This window comes from Nocardioides koreensis, from assembly GCF_039531775.1.
Classification (GTDB): Bacteria; Actinomycetota; Actinomycetes; order Propionibacteriales; family Nocardioidaceae; genus Nocardioides; species Nocardioides koreensis.
Genome location: NZ_BAAAQR010000005.1, coordinates 32,005 through 46,458, shown reverse-complemented (window position 1 = coordinate 46,458; position 14,454 = coordinate 32,005). Strand labels below are relative to the sequence as shown.

The window sequence follows — 14,454 nt, the reverse complement described above, 5'->3', positions numbered from 1 at the left end:
GAGCCGCCGCCCAGGAAGGCCCGGGTGGCGGCTGCTGGCCGCCGGTCAGTGGGGCTTGGCGTAGGCCGCGACCCCGGTGTCGAACATGACGCAGGGCTCGTCACCGACGACCCAGGCGTCGTGGCCGGGCTCGATCACCAGCACGTCGCCGGGGCCGATGTCGAGCTCGGTGCCGTCGTCGTACCGGATGGTCATCTGCCCGGAGAGGCACAACCCGGTGTGCCGGGTCTGGCAGCTCTCGGTCCCGGCGATGGGCTTGACGTCCTCCGACCAGCGCCAGCCGGCCTCGAAGACACCGCGGCCGAGGGTGAAGTCGCCCAGGGTGACGACGTCCATGCGACCGTGCGCCTTGAACGGACGGGTCTCGTCAGGTGTGTCGATGTTGCGCTTCCTCTCGAGCGTCGTGGACATGCGCTCCTCCTCCCAGTTGCGTGGCCCCGTCGTGCCAGCGCAGCACCGCGGTCCGACGGCTGACAGAGGCGAAAGCCCCGGCGACGGTCGCGAGTTCGTGGGATCGCGGACTCGGGGATTGCCGCGAAAGTGAGGCGGCCGTGGCCGCTGACCCGGGGGCCCGATCTGCGCAGGATGGACAGATGACGAGCGTGGCGGAGCCCGAGACCCAGACGGACGAGGGTGTGGTCCACATCCTCTGGATGAACGGCGGCCTGAGCTGCGACGGCGACTCCGTCGCGCTGACCGCGGCGACCCAGCCGAGCATCGAGGAGATCGTGCTCGGGGCGCTCCCGGGCCTGCCCAAGATCGCCGTGCACTGGCCGCTGATCGACTTCGAGTGCGGGCCCGAGCAGGGTGCCGACAACTTCATCGAGTGGTGGCACAAGGCCGACCGCGGGGAGCTCGAGCCGTTCGTCCTCGTCGTCGAGGGCTCGATCCCGAACGAGGCGATCAAGGACGAGGGCTACTGGTGCGGGTTCGGCAACAACCCGATGACCGGGCAGCCGATGACCACCTCGGAGTGGCTGGACCGGCTGGCGCCACGGGCGACCGCCGTGATCGCCGTCGGCACCTGCGCGACGTACGGCGGGATCCACGCGATGTCCGGCAACCCGACCGGGGCGATGGGGGTGCCCGACTACCTCGGCTGGGACTGGAAGTCCAAGGCCGGCCTGCCGATCGTCTGCGTGCCGGGCTGCCCGATCCACCCCGACAACCTCTCGGAGACGATCACCTACCTGCTCTACCAGGTCGCCGGCCAGGCACCGATGATCCCGCTGGACGAGGCGCTGCGTCCGCGCTGGCTGTTCGGCGCGACCGTGCATGAGGGCTGCGACCGGGCCGGCTACTACGAGCAGGGCGACTTCGCGACCGAGTACGGGTCGGAGAAGTGCATCGTCAAGCTCGGCTGCTGGGGACCGGTGGTCAAGTGCAACGTGCCCAAGCGGGGCTGGATCAACGGCATCGGCGGCTGCCCCAACGTCGGCGGCATCTGCATCGGCTGCACGATGCCTGGCTTCCCCGACAAGTTCATGCCGTTCATGGACGAGCCGCCGGGGGCCAAGCTGTCCTCGAAGGGCAGCGCGATCTACGGGACGGCGGTCAAGCGGCTGCGCGGCCTGACCATGGACACCCTCGACAAGGAGCCCCGCTGGCGGACCCGGGGCCATGAGCTCAAGACCGGTTTCACCAGGACCTGGTGAGGAGCGACCAGCCATGACGATGACCGAGCCCCAGAAGACCTCCACCCAGGACACCGACGTCGTCGAGATGTCGTGGGACCCGGTGACCCGCATCGTGGGCAGCCTCGGGATCTACGCCTCGATCGACTTCAAGCAGAAGGAGGTCCGCGAGTGCCACAGCACCTCGTCGATCTTCCGCGGCTACAGCCTCTTCATGCAGGGCAAGGACCCGCGCGACGCGCACTTCATCACCAGCCGGATCTGCGGCATCTGCGGCGACAACCACGCGACCTGCTCGGTCTACAACCAGAACATGGCCTACGGCATCGCGCCTCCGCACCTCGGTGAGTGGATCATCAACCTCGGCGAGGCCGCCGAGTACATGTTCGACCACAACATCTTCCAGGAGAACCTGGTCGGGGTGGACTACTGCGAGCGGATGGTCAAGGAGACCAACCCGGGGGTCCTGGATCGGGCGAACACCACCGAGGCACCGCACGCCGACATCCACGGCTACCGGACCATCGGCGACATCATGCGCGCGCTCAACCCGCTCGAGGGCGATTTCTACCGCGAGGCGCTGCACGTCAGCCGCTACACCCGCGAGATGTTCTGCCTGATGGAGGGGCGGCACGTGCACCCCTCGACGCTCTACCCGGGCGGGGTGGGCACGACCGCGACCATCCAGCTCTTCACCGACTACCTGACCCGGCTGATGCGGTACGTCGAGTTCATGAAGAAGGTCGTCCCTCTGCACGACGACCTCTTCGACTTCTTCTACGAGGCGCTGCCCGGCTACGAGCACGTCGGTGAGCGGCGCATCCTGCTCGGCTGCTGGGGGAGCCTCAACGACCCGGCCTACTGCGACTTCCGCTACGCCACCATGTCGGACTGGGGCAAGCGGATGTTCGTGACCCCGGGCGTGATCGTCGACGGCCGGCTGGTCACCAACGACCTCGTGGACATCAACCTCGGCATCCGGATCCTGCTCGGCAGCTCCTACTACGAGGACTGGGTGAAGAGCGGCCGGGAGGTCTTCGTCGACCGCGACCCGCTCGGCAACCCCGTCGACGTACGCCACCCCTGGAACCAGCACACGATCCCCAAGCCGGCCAAGCGCGACTTCGACAACCAGTACTCCTGGACGATGTCGCCGCGCTGGTTCGACGGGACCGACCACCTCGCGCTCGACACCGGCGGCGGCCCGATCGCCCGGCTGTGGTCGACGGCGCTGAGCGGCCTGGTCGACTGCGGCTACGTCAAGGCCACCGGGAACAGCGTGGTCATCAACCTGCCGCGGACCGCGCTGAAGCCCGAGGTCACCTTCGAGTGGAAGGTGCCGAGGTGGAGCAACGCCATCGAGCGGAACCGGGCGCGCACCTACTTCCAGGCGTACGCCGCGGCGCTGGCGCTGCACTTCACCGACATGGCGCTGGCGGAGGTGCGGGCCGGGCGCACCGACACCTGGACGTCGTTCGAGGTCCCGGACACCGCGGTCTCGGTCGGCTTCACCGAGGCGGTGCGCGGGGTGCTCAGCCACCACATGGTGATCCGCGACGGGAAGATCGCCAACTACCACCCGTACCCGCCGACCCCGTGGAACGGCAGCGTCCGGGACACCTACGGCACCCCGGGCCCCTACGAGGACGCCGTCCAGAACACGCCGATCTTCGAGGAGAACCCGCCCGAGACGTTCAAGGGGATCGACATCATGCGCGCGGTGCGCAGCTTCGACCCGTGCCTGCCCTGCGGGGTGCACATGTACACCGGTGGTGGTCGGGTCGTCGAGCAGCTCCACACCCCGTCGATGCCGGTCAAGCCGTACTGAGGGGCGTCCGTGCACGAGCTCACCCTCACCCAGAGCCTCGTCGACCGGGTCGCGGACGCGACCGCCGGCCGCCGGGTCAGCGCGGTCCACGTGCGGGTCGGCCTGCTGTCGGGGGTGGTGCCAGAGGCGATGGAGTTCTGCTTCGACGTGGTCACGTCCGGCGGGCCGCTGGACGGAGCCGCCCTGCTGGTCGAACGCGTGCCCGGGCGGATCTCGTGCCGGACCTGCGGAGCGGAGTCGGCGACCGAGGACCTGTTGCTGGTGTGCGGCTGCGGCAGCGCCGACGTCGCGATCGTGGCCGGCCAGGAGCTGACGCTGACCCGCGTCGAGCTGGTCCGGGAGACGTCATGTGCCTGACCTGCGGGTGCGGCGGCGGCAGCGGCGCCCACGACCACGACCACCAGCACGACCACGAGACGCTCGTGCTGGAGGAGCGGTTGCTGGCCAAGAACGACCACCTCGCCGAGCACGTGCGCGGCTTCCTCGCCGTACGCCGGATGACCGCGGTCAACCTGATGAGCTCGCCCGGTGCGGGCAAGACCTCGCTGCTGGAGCGCACCATCGCCGAGCTCGGCGAGGGCCGGCGGATCTGCGTCGTCGAGGGTGACCAGGAGACGGCCTTCGACGCCGACCGGATCACCCGGGCGGGCGCCCGCGCGATCCAGGTCAACACCGGCTCCGGCTGCCACCTCGACGCCGACATGGTCGGCCGGTCGCTGCAGGCCCTCGACCCCGAGCCCGGCTCGCTGCTCTTCGTCGAGAACGTCGGCAACCTGGTCTGCCCGGCGCTCTTCGACGTCGGCGAGCACGCCCGGGTGGTCGTGATCTCGGTGACCGAGGGCGACGACAAGCCGCTGAAGTACCCCACGATGTTCGCCGCCGCCGACTTGGTCGTCGTCAACAAGATCGACCTGCTGCCCTACGTCGACTTCGACCTGCCCCGCCTGCACGAGCAGGCGCGCAGCCTCAACCGGGACGTGACGGTCCTGCCGCTGTCGGTGCGGACGGGGGAGCGGGTCCGGGACTGGTACGCCTGGCTCGACTCGCTCGCGCCCGGCCTCGAGGAGGGAGAGCCCCATGGAGCGGTTGTCGGTCCGTGAGGTCAGCGAGCGCATCGACACCCTGCTCGACGAGCTCGGCAACGGCGCGCCGGCGCCGGTGATGGAGCGGGTCGAGGAGCTGGTGCAGTGCGTGCTGGCGCTCTACGGCGAGGGGCTCGGCCGGATCCTCGGGTCGGTCGACGACGCCACCGTGCGCCGGCTCGCCGACGACGAGGTGGTCGGCAACCTGCTGGTGCTCCACGACCTGCATCCCGACGACGTCGACACCCGGGTCCAGCAGGCCCTCGAGCGGGTCCGGCCCTACCTCGGCTCGCACGCCGGCGGCGTCTCGCTGTCGGGCGTCGACGAGCGCGGGGTCGTGCACCTGCGGCTGGAGGGCAGCTGCGACGGCTGCCCCTCCTCGGCGCTCACCGTGAGGAGCGCGATCGAGGACGCCATCCTGGTGGCCGCACCCGACGTGGTGGCGGTCGAGGCCGAGGGCATGGTCGAGGGGAGCGTCGAGGCTGGGCCGGCGCTGCTGCAGATCGAGCCGTTCCGCGCCCACGCCGAGCCGGACCGGTCCGGCTGGGAGCACCTGGACCTCGACGTGCCCCCGCGCACGACGGCGGCGGTCGACGTCGCCGGGCACGCCGTCCTGGTCGCCAACCTCGACGGCACCCTCGTCGCCTACCTGGACCGGTGCCCGGCCTGCGGGGCCGCGCTGTCCGCGGGGTCCCTCGCCGGCGACCGGCTGACCTGCCCCGCCCGGCACGAGTACGACGTACGACTCGCCGGCCGTGCGCTCGTGCCGGGCGGGGAGCACCTGACCCCGTTGCCGCTGCTGCCCGAACGGGGGGCCTGGAAGGTGTCGCTGCCCGCGACCGCACCGGGCGGGGTGGTCGCATGAGCCGGGGGAGCCCCCGATGAGCGGGCTCGGCTCACTGCGCCGGATCAGCGCCCCGAAGCCGGCCGCGCCGGCTGCCGAGGAGCGCTGCGAGTTCTGCGCGGCCGGGATCGGGGAGCGGCACGGGCACGTCGCCGACGTCGACCAGCACCGGCTGCTGTGCGTGTGCCGGCCCTGCTACCTGCTCTTCGCCCCGCAAGGAGCGGGCGGCGGTCGCTACCGGGGCGTCGGCGAGGAGGTCTTCCGCGTTGCGGACCTGGTCCTCGACGACGTCCGGTGGGACGCGTTGCGGATCCCGGTGGACGTTGCGTTCTTCTTCGAGCAGTCGGGCGCCGAGCAGACGCTCGCGTTCTACCCCGGGCCGGCGGGTGCCACCGAGTCCCTGCTCGACCTGGTCGCGTGGGTCGACGTCGTCCGCGAGAACCCCGTGCTCGGCCGGCTCCGCACCGACGTCGAGGGGGCGCTGCTGCGCCGCCAGGACGGGGAGTTCTCCTGCCACCTGGTCCCCATCGACGTCTGCTACGAGCTCGTCGGGATCGTCCGGCGCTCCTGGACCGGGCTCGGCGGCGGCCCCGAGGTCTGGCGCGACATCGACGCCTGGTTCGCCGCGCTCGAGGCGCGCGCAGCCCCCATCGCCCGGGACGGCGCCCGATGACCGCGCCCGGCCCGGCGTCCCGTCCGGCAGCCCCGGTCGACGTCGACTTCACCTGCAGCGACGTGGTCGCCGACCGGTACGCCGCCGGGCCGACGGTGGTGCTGCGGATGCGCGCCGAGGAGCGCTCCGGCGTCCGCGTCCACGCGCTGGCCCTGCGCTGCCAGGTCCGGATCGAGCCGCTGCGTCGCTCCTACGACGACCGCGAGGCGGCGCGCGTCGTCGACCTCTTCGGCGACCGGCCGCGCTGGGGCCGGACCATGCAGCCGCTGCAGCTCGCGTTCCTGGCGCAGGTGCTGCCCGGCTTCACCGGTGAGTGCTCCTTCGACCTCGCGCTCCCGGTGAGCTACGACGTCGACGTCGCCGCGCACAAGTTCCTCGCCGGCCTCGACCAGGGGGAGGTGCCGCTGCTGCTGCTCTTCAGCGGCCAGGTGTTCACCGGCGGTCCGGGCTCGATCGCGGTGCAGCCGGTGCCCTGGCACAAGGAGGCCACGGCCCGGCTGCCGGTCGCGGTCTGGCGCGAGGCGATGGACGCGCACTTTCCCGACCAGGCCTGGCTGCGGGTGCACCGGTCGACGTACGACCGGCTGGCGGAGTACCGGGGCCGGCACGGCCTGCTGGGTTGGGACGACGTGGTCGCCCGCCTGCTCGACGGTGAGCCGGACGGGCCATGAGCGGGCTCGACGCGGCGCGCGCGGTGGCCGACGCGGTGCTCTACGAGGGCTACGTGCTCTACCCGTACCGCGCCTCCTCGTCGAAGAACCAGGTGCGCTGGCAGTGGGGTGTGCTGATGCCCGAGGACGCGGTCGCGGCGGACCCCTCGGAGCGCGCGGGCTGCCGCACCGACGTCGTCCTCGACGGGCGCGACCCCTCGCTACGGGTGACGGTGCGCTTCCTCCAGGTCCAGCAGCGGTACGTCGAGGGCCCCGACGGCGAGCGGGTCGACCGGCTCGACGCCGGGGACGCGACGTACGTCCCCTGGGACGAGGCGCGCGAGCAGGAGGTGGCGCTCGACGTGCCCCTCGACGCGGGCCTGTCGACGACGGTGGACGTGCCCGGCGGTACCACCACCGAGGAGCTGCCGGACGGCGCCGGACGACTGGTCCGCGTGCGTGAGCCGCTGCGGGTCCGGGTCGACGTCTCGACGGTCCGCCCGGTCTCGCCGTACCCGGTGCGGCTGGTGTCGGTGCGGGTCGCGAACGCGACCGGCGCGCCGGCGACCCCGGCGCCGGACCGGCCGGCGTGGCTGCGGCGCGCCCTGGTCGCCTGCCACCTGTTGCTCGAGAGCCCCGACGCGTCGTTCGTCTCTCAGCTCGAGCCGGCGGAGTGGGCCTCGGGCCTGGTGGGGGAGTGCGTGAACGACGGCCTCTTCCCGGTCCTGGCCGGCCCCGTCGGCCAGGCGCACGTCGTGCTCGCCTCGCCGATCATCCTCTACGACCACCCCGAGCTGGCGCCGCAGAGCGAGACCTCGTTCTTCGACGCCCTCGAGATCGACGAGCTGCTGAGCCTGCGCACCATGACGCTGTCGGAGGAGGAGAAGCGCGAGGTCCGCGGCACCGACCCGCGGACCGCGGCGCTGCTGCGCGAAGTCGACGACATGCCCCCCGAGCTGTGGGAGCGACTGCACGGGACGGTGCGGTACGTCGACGCGATGACCGCCGGAGTCACCGAGCCCGCGGCGCCACCGGACGTGCCCTGGTGGGACCCGGGGTCGGACGGCTCGGTCGACCCCGAGCACGACGCGGTCCGGATCGGTCCGGTCGAGGTCCGGCGCGGCAGCCGGGTGCTGCTGCGGCCCGGCGCGCGCCGGGCGGATGCCCACGACCTGTTCCTCGCCGGGCGTCCCGCCACGGTGGCCGCCGTGCTGCACGACGTCGACGGCCACCAGCACCTCGCCGTCACCGTCGACGACGACCCCGGCTCGGACCTCAAGGCCGCGCACGGCCGGTTCCTCTACTTCGCGCCCGACGAGGTCGAGCCCTTCGACACGGCTCCTTCGTCGCCTACCCAGGAACCACCGTCGGGGGTGGGTGGCTGATGGCGCGCGTGCTGGTCGCCTGCGTGGGCAACATCTTCCTGGGTGACGACGGCTTCGGCACCGAGGTGGCGGCGGCCCTGAGAGGTCGGACATCGCGCGGGCAGGGCCTGCCGGAGGAGGTGCGGGTCGAGGACTTCGGGATCCGCTCGGTGCACCTCGTCTACGAGCTCCTGAACGGGTACGACGTGCTGGTCCTGGTCGACACGGTGGCCCAGCAGGACGGGCCGGCCGGGACCCTCTACGTCATCGAGCCCGACCTGTCGTCGAGTCGGGACGGTCAGGACCCGCTGCCCGAGGTGATGCTCGACGCGCACGACCTCTCGCCGGGCGGGGTGATGACCCTGGTCCCGACGCTGGGCGGGTCGGTGGACCGGATCGTCGTGGTGGGCTGCCAGCCGGGCTCGCTGGAGGAGGGGATCGGCCTCACCGGGGAGGTGCGGGCGGCCGTGGAGCCCGCTGCAGAGCTGGTCTGCCGGGTGGTCGACCGGGAGCTGAGGAGGATGACGTGAGGAAGCTGTTCCTGCTGCTCGTCGGGGCGGGTGCCGCCGCGGTCGTCGCCGCGTCGATGCCCGACATCAAGCGCTACCTGGCCATCCGCCGGATGTGAGGGTCGGCCGGGCCCTCACCCGAGCGGGCCGAGGATCCGGGGCACCCCGGACGGTGCCGCGCGGGCGGCGGCCGGTCGCGGGACGGTGCGCCGCCGCCCGGGCCAGTGCTCGTAGTCCGGCTCCCAGCTGGTGGGGTCGTCGGTGAGCCCCACGAGGTAGGTCAGCGAGCACTCGAGCGCGCGGGCGATCTCCGGGAGCTTCCCGACGTCCAGCCCGGCGCCGTGCTCCAGGCTGGACAGCGCCTTGTTGGTGGTGGCCACCCCGATCCGGCGCAGCCGGCTCACCACCTCCTTCTGGGTCAGGCCGAGCTCGCGCCGGCGCAGCCGCAGCCGTTCGCTGACGACCAGGTGACGGTGCGCCCCCAGCTCCTCGTAGGACGTGAGCCTCCGGCTCGCCTCAGCTGTCATCTCCGCCTCCGGTCATGTCGGCGAGGGGGTGGAGGGTGTACCTCGCGAAGTTGAAGACGGGCGCCGTCGCGAGGAGCCTCTCGAACTCCTCGTGCGAGTCGACGTCGTAGATCCAGGCGCCTCCGTGCGCCCCGACGATGTGCTGCCTCATCAGCACCTTGCCCTCGCGCTCGAGCCGCGCGCCGTACTCCGGCATGCGGGCGATGGCCCGCACCATCGCGTCCGAGAGCAGGGCCTGCTCGAGCTGCCAGAGGACGAGGAACTTCATGTCAGCAGATCCGCGGGAGCTGTTCGCCGATCGGCAGGTCCACGACCCGGGCGGCACCGAAGCCGGTCCGCGCCGACACCATGCCCGGGTGGTCCTCGACGCACTCGCCGATGATCGCGGCGTCCGAGCCGGACGGATGGGCCCGCATCGCGGCGAGCACCTCGTCGGCCTGCTCGCGGGGCACGAAGGCGAGGAGCTTGCCCTCGTTCGCGACCTGCAGCGGGTCGAGGCCGAGGAAGGCGCAGGCGTTGGCGACCACCTCGGGGACCGGCAGGCTGCGCTCGTCGAGACTGATGCCGACGCCGGAGGACCTGGCGATCTCGTTGAGGGAGGTCGCCACCCCGCCGCGGGTCGGGTCGCGGAGCACGTGCAGGTCCCGGGTGACCGCCAGCATCGCCGCGACCAGGCCGCCCAGCGGCTGGCTGTCGCTGAGCACCTCGGTGCCGAACTCGAGTCCCTCGCGGACGCTCATGATGGCGATCCCGTGGACCCCGATGTGGCCGCTGATGATGACCACGTCGCCCGGCTCGGCACGGTCGGGGCGGATGTCGACGCCCTCGGGCACCACGCCGATCCCGGCCGTGTTGATGTAGACCCCGTCGCCGTGGCCGGACTCCACCACCTTGGTGTCGCCGGTGACGATCCGGACACCCGCCTGCGTCGCCGCCGCGCCCATCCGCTGCGCGACCGCGCCCACCCGGGTGACGTCGGTGCCCTCCTCGAGGATGAACGCCGCCGAGAGGAACAGCGCCTGTGCGCCGCTCATCGCCAGGTCGTTCACGGTCCCGTTCACCGCCAGGTCGCCGATGCAGCCGCCGGGGAAGAAGAGCGGGCGCACGACGAAGGAGTCGGTCGAGAAGGCCATCCGGCCGCCGTGCAGCTCGAGCACGGCGGAGTCGCCGAGCTGCGCCAGCGACGCGTCGGCGAAGCTCGGCAGGAAGACGTGCTCGACCAGCTCGCCGGACATCGCGCCGCCGCCGCCGTGGCCCATCACGATGGTGGGGCTGTCCCGCAGCGGCAGCGGGCAGGTCCAGCCCTCGAAGCTGGGCTCGTCCCCGGGTGCCTCGGCGCCCCGGATGTCCTGGAGGGTCAAGGGCTCAGCCAACGGAGCTCACCTCCCGGGCGTCCCCGGAGGCGGGCAGCTGCATCCGCCGGTAGAGGTAGTACGCCGCGCACGCGCCCTCGCTGGACACCATGGTCGCCCCGAGCGGGTTGCGCGGGGTGCACAGCGTGCCGAACGCCGAGCACTCGTGCGGCTTGATCAGCCCCTGCAGCACCTCGCCGCTGCGGCAGACCGTGGACTCCTGGGTGTGGATGTCCCCGACCCGGAAACGATCCTCGGCGTCGTACTCGCGATAGCGCTCGGAGAGCCGCCAGCCGCTCTGCGGGATCATCCCGATGCCACGCCAGGACCGGTCGACCACCTCGAAGACGTCCTCGAGCATCTTGATGGCCACCGGATTGCCGTCGGCTGCCACGACCCGGGGGTAGGCGTTCTCGACCTCGTGCCGCCCCTCCTCGAGCTGGTGCACCGAGCGCCGGATCCCCTCCAGGATGTCCAGCGGCTCGAACCCGGTCACCACGATGGGTACGCCGAACCGCTCGGCGAGGCCGGGGTACTCACCCATCCCCATCACGGTGCACACGTGACCGGCGGCGAGGAACGCCTGCACCCGGCAGACCGGCGAGGTCATGATCGCCTCGATCGCGGGCGGCACCCGGACGTGGCTGACCAGGAGGCTGAAGTTCTCGATGCCGAGCTTCTTGGCCTGGTAGACGGTCATCGCGTTGGGCGGTGCGGTCGTCTCGAAGCCGATGCCGAAGAAGACCACCTGCCGGTCCGGGTTCTCGCGGGCCAGGTTGAGCGCGTCCAGCGGGGAGTAGACGACCCGGACGTCGCCCCCGGCGCTCTTGACCCGGAAGAGGTCCTTCTCGCTGCCGGGGACCCGCAGCATGTCGCCGAAGGAGCAGAAGATGACGTCGGGCCGCGCCGCGATCTCGAGCGCCTTGTCGATCACCTCCAGCGGGGTGACGCAGACCGGGCAGCCGGGGCCGTGGATGAGCTCGATGCCCTCCGGCAGCAGCTGGTCCAGCCCGTGCCGGATGATCGAGTGGGTCTGCCCGCCGCAGACCTCCATCATCGCCCAGGGCTGGGTGACGGTGGCCCGGATGTCGTCGAGCAGCCGCTCGGCCAGCGCGGGGTCCTGGAACTCGTCGAGGTACTTCACAGCGCTCCTCCTTGCTGGGAGATGTCCTGGTCGGGTCGGGGGAGTCCGGCCTGCTCGGCGGCTCTGCCCCAGTGGTCCCCGAACTCGGCGTCGAGCTCACCCATCTGCCGGAAGATCTCGAGCGTCTCGAGGGCGGACTGCTCGTCGAGCCGCTGCAGGGCGAACCCGACGTGCACGATCGTGTACTCGCCCACCTGGAGGTCGGGGACGTACTCCAGGCAGACCTCCTTGGTGACCCCGCCGAAGTCCACCTGCGCGATCCGTGTCCCGTCGCGCTCGGTGATCTCCAGGACCTGTCCCGGGACGGCTAGGCACATGGCGTCTCCTGTTCCGGCAGCGTGGGTCGCTGCCTGTCGGACGAGCTGGTGCGGTGCGCGAGCACCGCGATCTGGCCGAGGGCGAGCCCGGCGTCGCTGGCCGGGACCCGGTGGTGCCGGAGCACCTCGAAGCCCGCGTCGTCGAGGGCGCGGGCGCACCCGGCGGTGAGTGCCGCGTTGAGGAACACCCCGCCGCTGAGGGTCGCCCGGTCGAGCCCGGTCGCCTCGCGGAGCCGGTCGAGCACCGCCACCACGAGGTCGACCACGCCCTGCTGGAACCGGGCGGCGACGACGGCCGGCTCCACGCCGGCGAGCACGTCGGACACCGCCGCGGCGACCACCGGGCCCGGGTCGACGGTCTCCCCGTCGAGGCCGAACCGGTAGCCGCGGGAGCCGTCGGCCGTGCGGGCGAGCGACTCGACCTCCATCGCCGCCTGGGCGTCGTAGCCGATCCGGTGGCGGATGCCGGCGATCGAGGCGACGGCGTCGAAGAGCCGGCCCATGCTCGAGGTCGGCACGCACCGCAGCCCGGTCTCGAGCTGCCGCTGCAGCAGGGCCAGCTCGTCGTCGGCGCAGGCCCGGACGCAGGGCAGCCGGTCGTCCCAGTCGACGCCGGCGGCGCGCAGGTGGGCGAGCGCCATCCGGCAGGGGTTGCGGACGCCGGCGTCGCCGCCGGGGAGCGGGACGTAGCCGAGGTGGGAGGGCCGCTCGTACGACGCGTAGTCCGCGACCAGGAACTCCCCGCCCCACGCCGCACCGTCGTCGCCGTACCCCGTGCCGTCGAAGGCGACGCCGAGCACCCGGACCCCGGACGGCACCCCGTGCTCGGCCATGGTCGAGGCCACGTGCGCGTGGTGGTGCTGGACCTCGAGGACGTCGCGGCCGTCGGCGTGCGCCCGGGCCCACTGGCGGGACCGGTACGCCGGGTGCCGGTCAGCCGCGAGCGCGACCGGAGCGACACCGGTGAGCCGCTGGAGGTGCTCCGTGGCGCCGGTGAAGGCGTCGATCGTGGTGAGGTCGTCCATGTCGCCGACGTGGCCGGACATCCAGGCCAGCCGGCCCTCGGCGAGACAGAAGGTGTTCTTCAGGTCGCCGCCCACCGCGAGGGCCGCCGGGGCCTCGAAGGGCAGGTCGAGTGGCAGCGGCGCCTGTCCACGCGACCGGCGGACCGGGGACTCGAGCCCGGCGACGACCCGGCTGACGGAGTCGTCGCACGGCACGTGGATCCGGCGGTCGTGCGCGAGCCAGGCGTCGGCGAGGGTGGCCAGCCGCCGCCGCGCCTGCCGGTCGTCGATCACGATGGGCTCGCCCGCGAGGTTCCCGCTGGTCATCACCAGCGCCGCCGGTCCGGGGGCGTCCCCGGGCAGGCCGAGGAGCAGGTGGTGCAGGGGCGTGTAGGGCAGCATCACCCCGAGGTCGCGGCTGCCGGGGGCGACGGCCGCAGCGACCGCGGCGTCCGGACGACGCGCCGCGAGGACGATGGGGCGCGCCCGGCTCGCCAGCAGGTCGGCCTCCGCGGCGTCCAGGGCGACCAGGCCCCGGGCGTCCTCGAGCGTGCGGACCATGAGCGCGAAGGCCTTGTCGCCGCGCTGCTTGCGCTTGCGCAGCGTGCTCACCGCGGGCTCGCTGGTGGCGTCGCAGACGAGGTGGTAGCCGCCGATGCCCTTGACCGCGAGGACCGCCCCGGCGGCGACCAGGCTGCGCGCCTCCGCCAGCGCCGCCTCGTCGTACGTCGTGTCGCGGCCGGGCCGCGCCAGGGACAGTCGGGGGCCGCACCCGGGGCAGCACACCGTCTGCGCGTGGAACCGCCGGTCGGCCGGGTCGGCGTACTCCTCGGCGCAGGCGGCGCACAGGGCGAAGCCGGCCATGGTGGTGGTGGGCCGGTCGTAGGGGAGGCCCGTGGTGATGGTGAAGCGGGGCCCGCAGTTCGTGCACGTGACGAACGGGTGGCGGTGGCGGCGGTTCCCCGGGTCCACGAGGTCCTCGAGGCAGTCGTCGCAGATGGTCACGTCGGGGGAGACGAACGTGCGGCCGGGGGACCGCTCGGAGTCCCCGATGGTGAACGAGGTGCCGCCGGACGTGGGCAGGTCGCCGACCGACACGTCGGTGACGACCGCCAGTGGGGGCGCCTCCGCGGCCACCCGGTCGCAGAAGGCGTCGACGTCGGCGGCGCGGCCCTCGACCTCGACCACCACCCCGTCGGCGGTGTTCCGGACGGCACCGGCCAGGTCGAGGGAGCGGGCGAGCGAGTAGACGTGGGGGCGGAAGCCGACGCCCTGCACGACCCCGCGCAGGGTGACCCGTCGCCTGAGGCGGTCAGTGAGTCCGGTCGGGCCCGTCATCTGGCACGTCGCATCCCCGTGGTGCGCGGCTGTCGGGTGGTCCGGGGGCCGGGAACCCTCCCCGTTCGGGTCCGCCGGGCCGACGAGGCAGTCGGTGGCTGGTCGGTCGGCCAGGTTGTCTGGCTTTCCAGCAATCTACGACTCGGCGAGTCCGGGCGCCAGTGCTCGTCGTCCTCGCCTACCCGACT

17 protein-coding genes are annotated in these 14,454 nt (G+C 72.5%); 10 read left to right on the top strand and 7 right to left on the bottom strand.

Annotated elements, in window-relative coordinates; translation table 11 throughout:
- Positions 1-45 precede the first annotated feature (45 nt).
- Positions 46-411: a cupin domain-containing protein gene (locus ABD268_RS09920; RefSeq protein ID WP_344150833.1), complete on the bottom strand. Its 366-nt coding sequence runs from the start codon at positions 409-411 to the stop codon at positions 46-48.
- A 182-nt stretch (positions 412-593) separates the two neighbouring features.
- On the opposite strand from ABD268_RS09920, the gene ABD268_RS09915 reads away from it, so the two are divergent.
- The 10 genes from ABD268_RS09915 to ABD268_RS22815 are packed head-to-tail and all read left to right on the top strand — an operon-like array spanning position 594 to position 8,703.
- The gene (locus ABD268_RS09915) at positions 594-1,655 is read left to right on the top strand and encodes an NADH-quinone oxidoreductase subunit B family protein (RefSeq protein ID WP_344150830.1); all 1,062 of its coding nucleotides are present in this window, start codon (positions 594-596) and stop codon (positions 1,653-1,655) included.
- A 13-nt stretch (positions 1,656-1,668) separates the two neighbouring features.
- Positions 1,669-3,462 (top strand): nickel-dependent hydrogenase large subunit, encoded by a 1,794-nt coding sequence (locus tag ABD268_RS09910; protein ID WP_344150827.1) that lies wholly within the window; start codon positions 1,669-1,671, stop codon positions 3,460-3,462.
- A 9-nt stretch (positions 3,463-3,471) separates the two neighbouring features.
- Positions 3,472-3,819 (top strand): hydrogenase maturation nickel metallochaperone HypA/HybF, encoded by a 348-nt coding sequence (locus ABD268_RS09905; protein ID WP_344150824.1) that lies wholly within the window; start codon positions 3,472-3,474, stop codon positions 3,817-3,819.
- Entirely contained in the window at positions 3,810-4,562 is a 753-nt protein-coding gene (hypB, locus tag ABD268_RS09900) for a hydrogenase nickel incorporation protein HypB (RefSeq protein WP_344150821.1), read from the top strand. The genes ABD268_RS09905 and hypB overlap by 10 nt, the downstream gene beginning before the upstream one ends.
- Positions 4,540-5,409, top strand: coding sequence for a NifU family protein (locus tag ABD268_RS09895; protein WP_344150818.1), 870 nt, complete (start codon positions 4,540-4,542; stop codon positions 5,407-5,409). The genes hypB and ABD268_RS09895 overlap by 23 nt, the downstream gene beginning before the upstream one ends.
- A gap of 16 nt (positions 5,410-5,425) precedes the next feature.
- A complete protein-coding gene (locus ABD268_RS09890) occupies positions 5,426-6,061 on the top strand; it encodes a DUF5947 family protein (protein WP_344150816.1) in 636 nt (211 codons plus the stop codon).
- The gene (locus tag ABD268_RS09885; RefSeq protein WP_344150813.1) at positions 6,058-6,732 is read left to right on the top strand and encodes a DUF6084 family protein; all 675 of its coding nucleotides are present in this window, start codon (positions 6,058-6,060) and stop codon (positions 6,730-6,732) included. Before ABD268_RS09890 ends, ABD268_RS09885 begins: the two co-directional genes overlap by 4 nt.
- Positions 6,729-8,096: a hypothetical protein gene (locus tag ABD268_RS09880; protein WP_344150810.1), complete on the top strand. Its 1,368-nt coding sequence runs from the start codon at positions 6,729-6,731 to the stop codon at positions 8,094-8,096. Before ABD268_RS09885 ends, ABD268_RS09880 begins: the two co-directional genes overlap by 4 nt.
- Positions 8,096-8,605 carry a hydrogenase maturation protease gene (locus ABD268_RS09875; RefSeq protein ID WP_344150807.1) on the top strand — a complete coding sequence of 170 codons (510 nt, stop codon included), beginning with the start codon at positions 8,096-8,098 and terminating at the stop codon, positions 8,603-8,605. Before ABD268_RS09880 ends, ABD268_RS09875 begins: the two co-directional genes overlap by 1 nt.
- Positions 8,602-8,703: a DUF6893 family small protein gene (locus tag ABD268_RS22815; RefSeq protein WP_425573707.1), complete on the top strand. Its 102-nt coding sequence runs from the start codon at positions 8,602-8,604 to the stop codon at positions 8,701-8,703. Before ABD268_RS09875 ends, ABD268_RS22815 begins: the two co-directional genes overlap by 4 nt.
- 15 nt (positions 8,704-8,718) lie before the next feature.
- Here the strand turns inward: ABD268_RS22815 and ABD268_RS09870 are convergent, their stop codons facing one another.
- From ABD268_RS09870 to hypF, 6 genes are read right to left on the bottom strand one after another with little or no spacing between them, the layout of a single operon-like run.
- The gene (locus ABD268_RS09870; protein ID WP_344150804.1) at positions 8,719-9,111 is read right to left on the bottom strand and encodes a helix-turn-helix domain-containing protein; all 393 of its coding nucleotides are present in this window, start codon (positions 9,109-9,111) and stop codon (positions 8,719-8,721) included.
- Positions 9,101-9,379, bottom strand: coding sequence for a muconolactone Delta-isomerase family protein (locus tag ABD268_RS09865; RefSeq protein ID WP_344150801.1), 279 nt, complete (start codon positions 9,377-9,379; stop codon positions 9,101-9,103). Before ABD268_RS09865 ends, ABD268_RS09870 begins: the two co-directional genes overlap by 11 nt.
- Position 9,380: 1 nt before the next feature.
- A complete protein-coding gene (hypE, locus tag ABD268_RS09860) occupies positions 9,381-10,484 on the bottom strand; it encodes a hydrogenase expression/formation protein HypE (protein ID WP_344150798.1) in 1,104 nt (367 codons plus the stop codon).
- Positions 10,477-11,607 (bottom strand): hydrogenase formation protein HypD, encoded by a 1,131-nt coding sequence (hypD, locus tag ABD268_RS09855; protein WP_344150795.1) that lies wholly within the window; start codon positions 11,605-11,607, stop codon positions 10,477-10,479. Before hypD ends, hypE begins: the two co-directional genes overlap by 8 nt.
- A complete protein-coding gene (locus ABD268_RS09850; protein WP_344150792.1) occupies positions 11,604-11,924 on the bottom strand; it encodes a HypC/HybG/HupF family hydrogenase formation chaperone in 321 nt (106 codons plus the stop codon). Before ABD268_RS09850 ends, hypD begins: the two co-directional genes overlap by 4 nt.
- Complete coding sequence (gene hypF / locus ABD268_RS09845; protein ID WP_344150787.1) at positions 11,915-14,266, bottom strand: carbamoyltransferase HypF; 2,352 nt, start codon at positions 14,264-14,266, stop codon at positions 11,915-11,917. The genes ABD268_RS09850 and hypF overlap by 10 nt, the downstream gene beginning before the upstream one ends.
- Between the last annotated feature and the right edge of the window lie 188 nt (positions 14,267-14,454).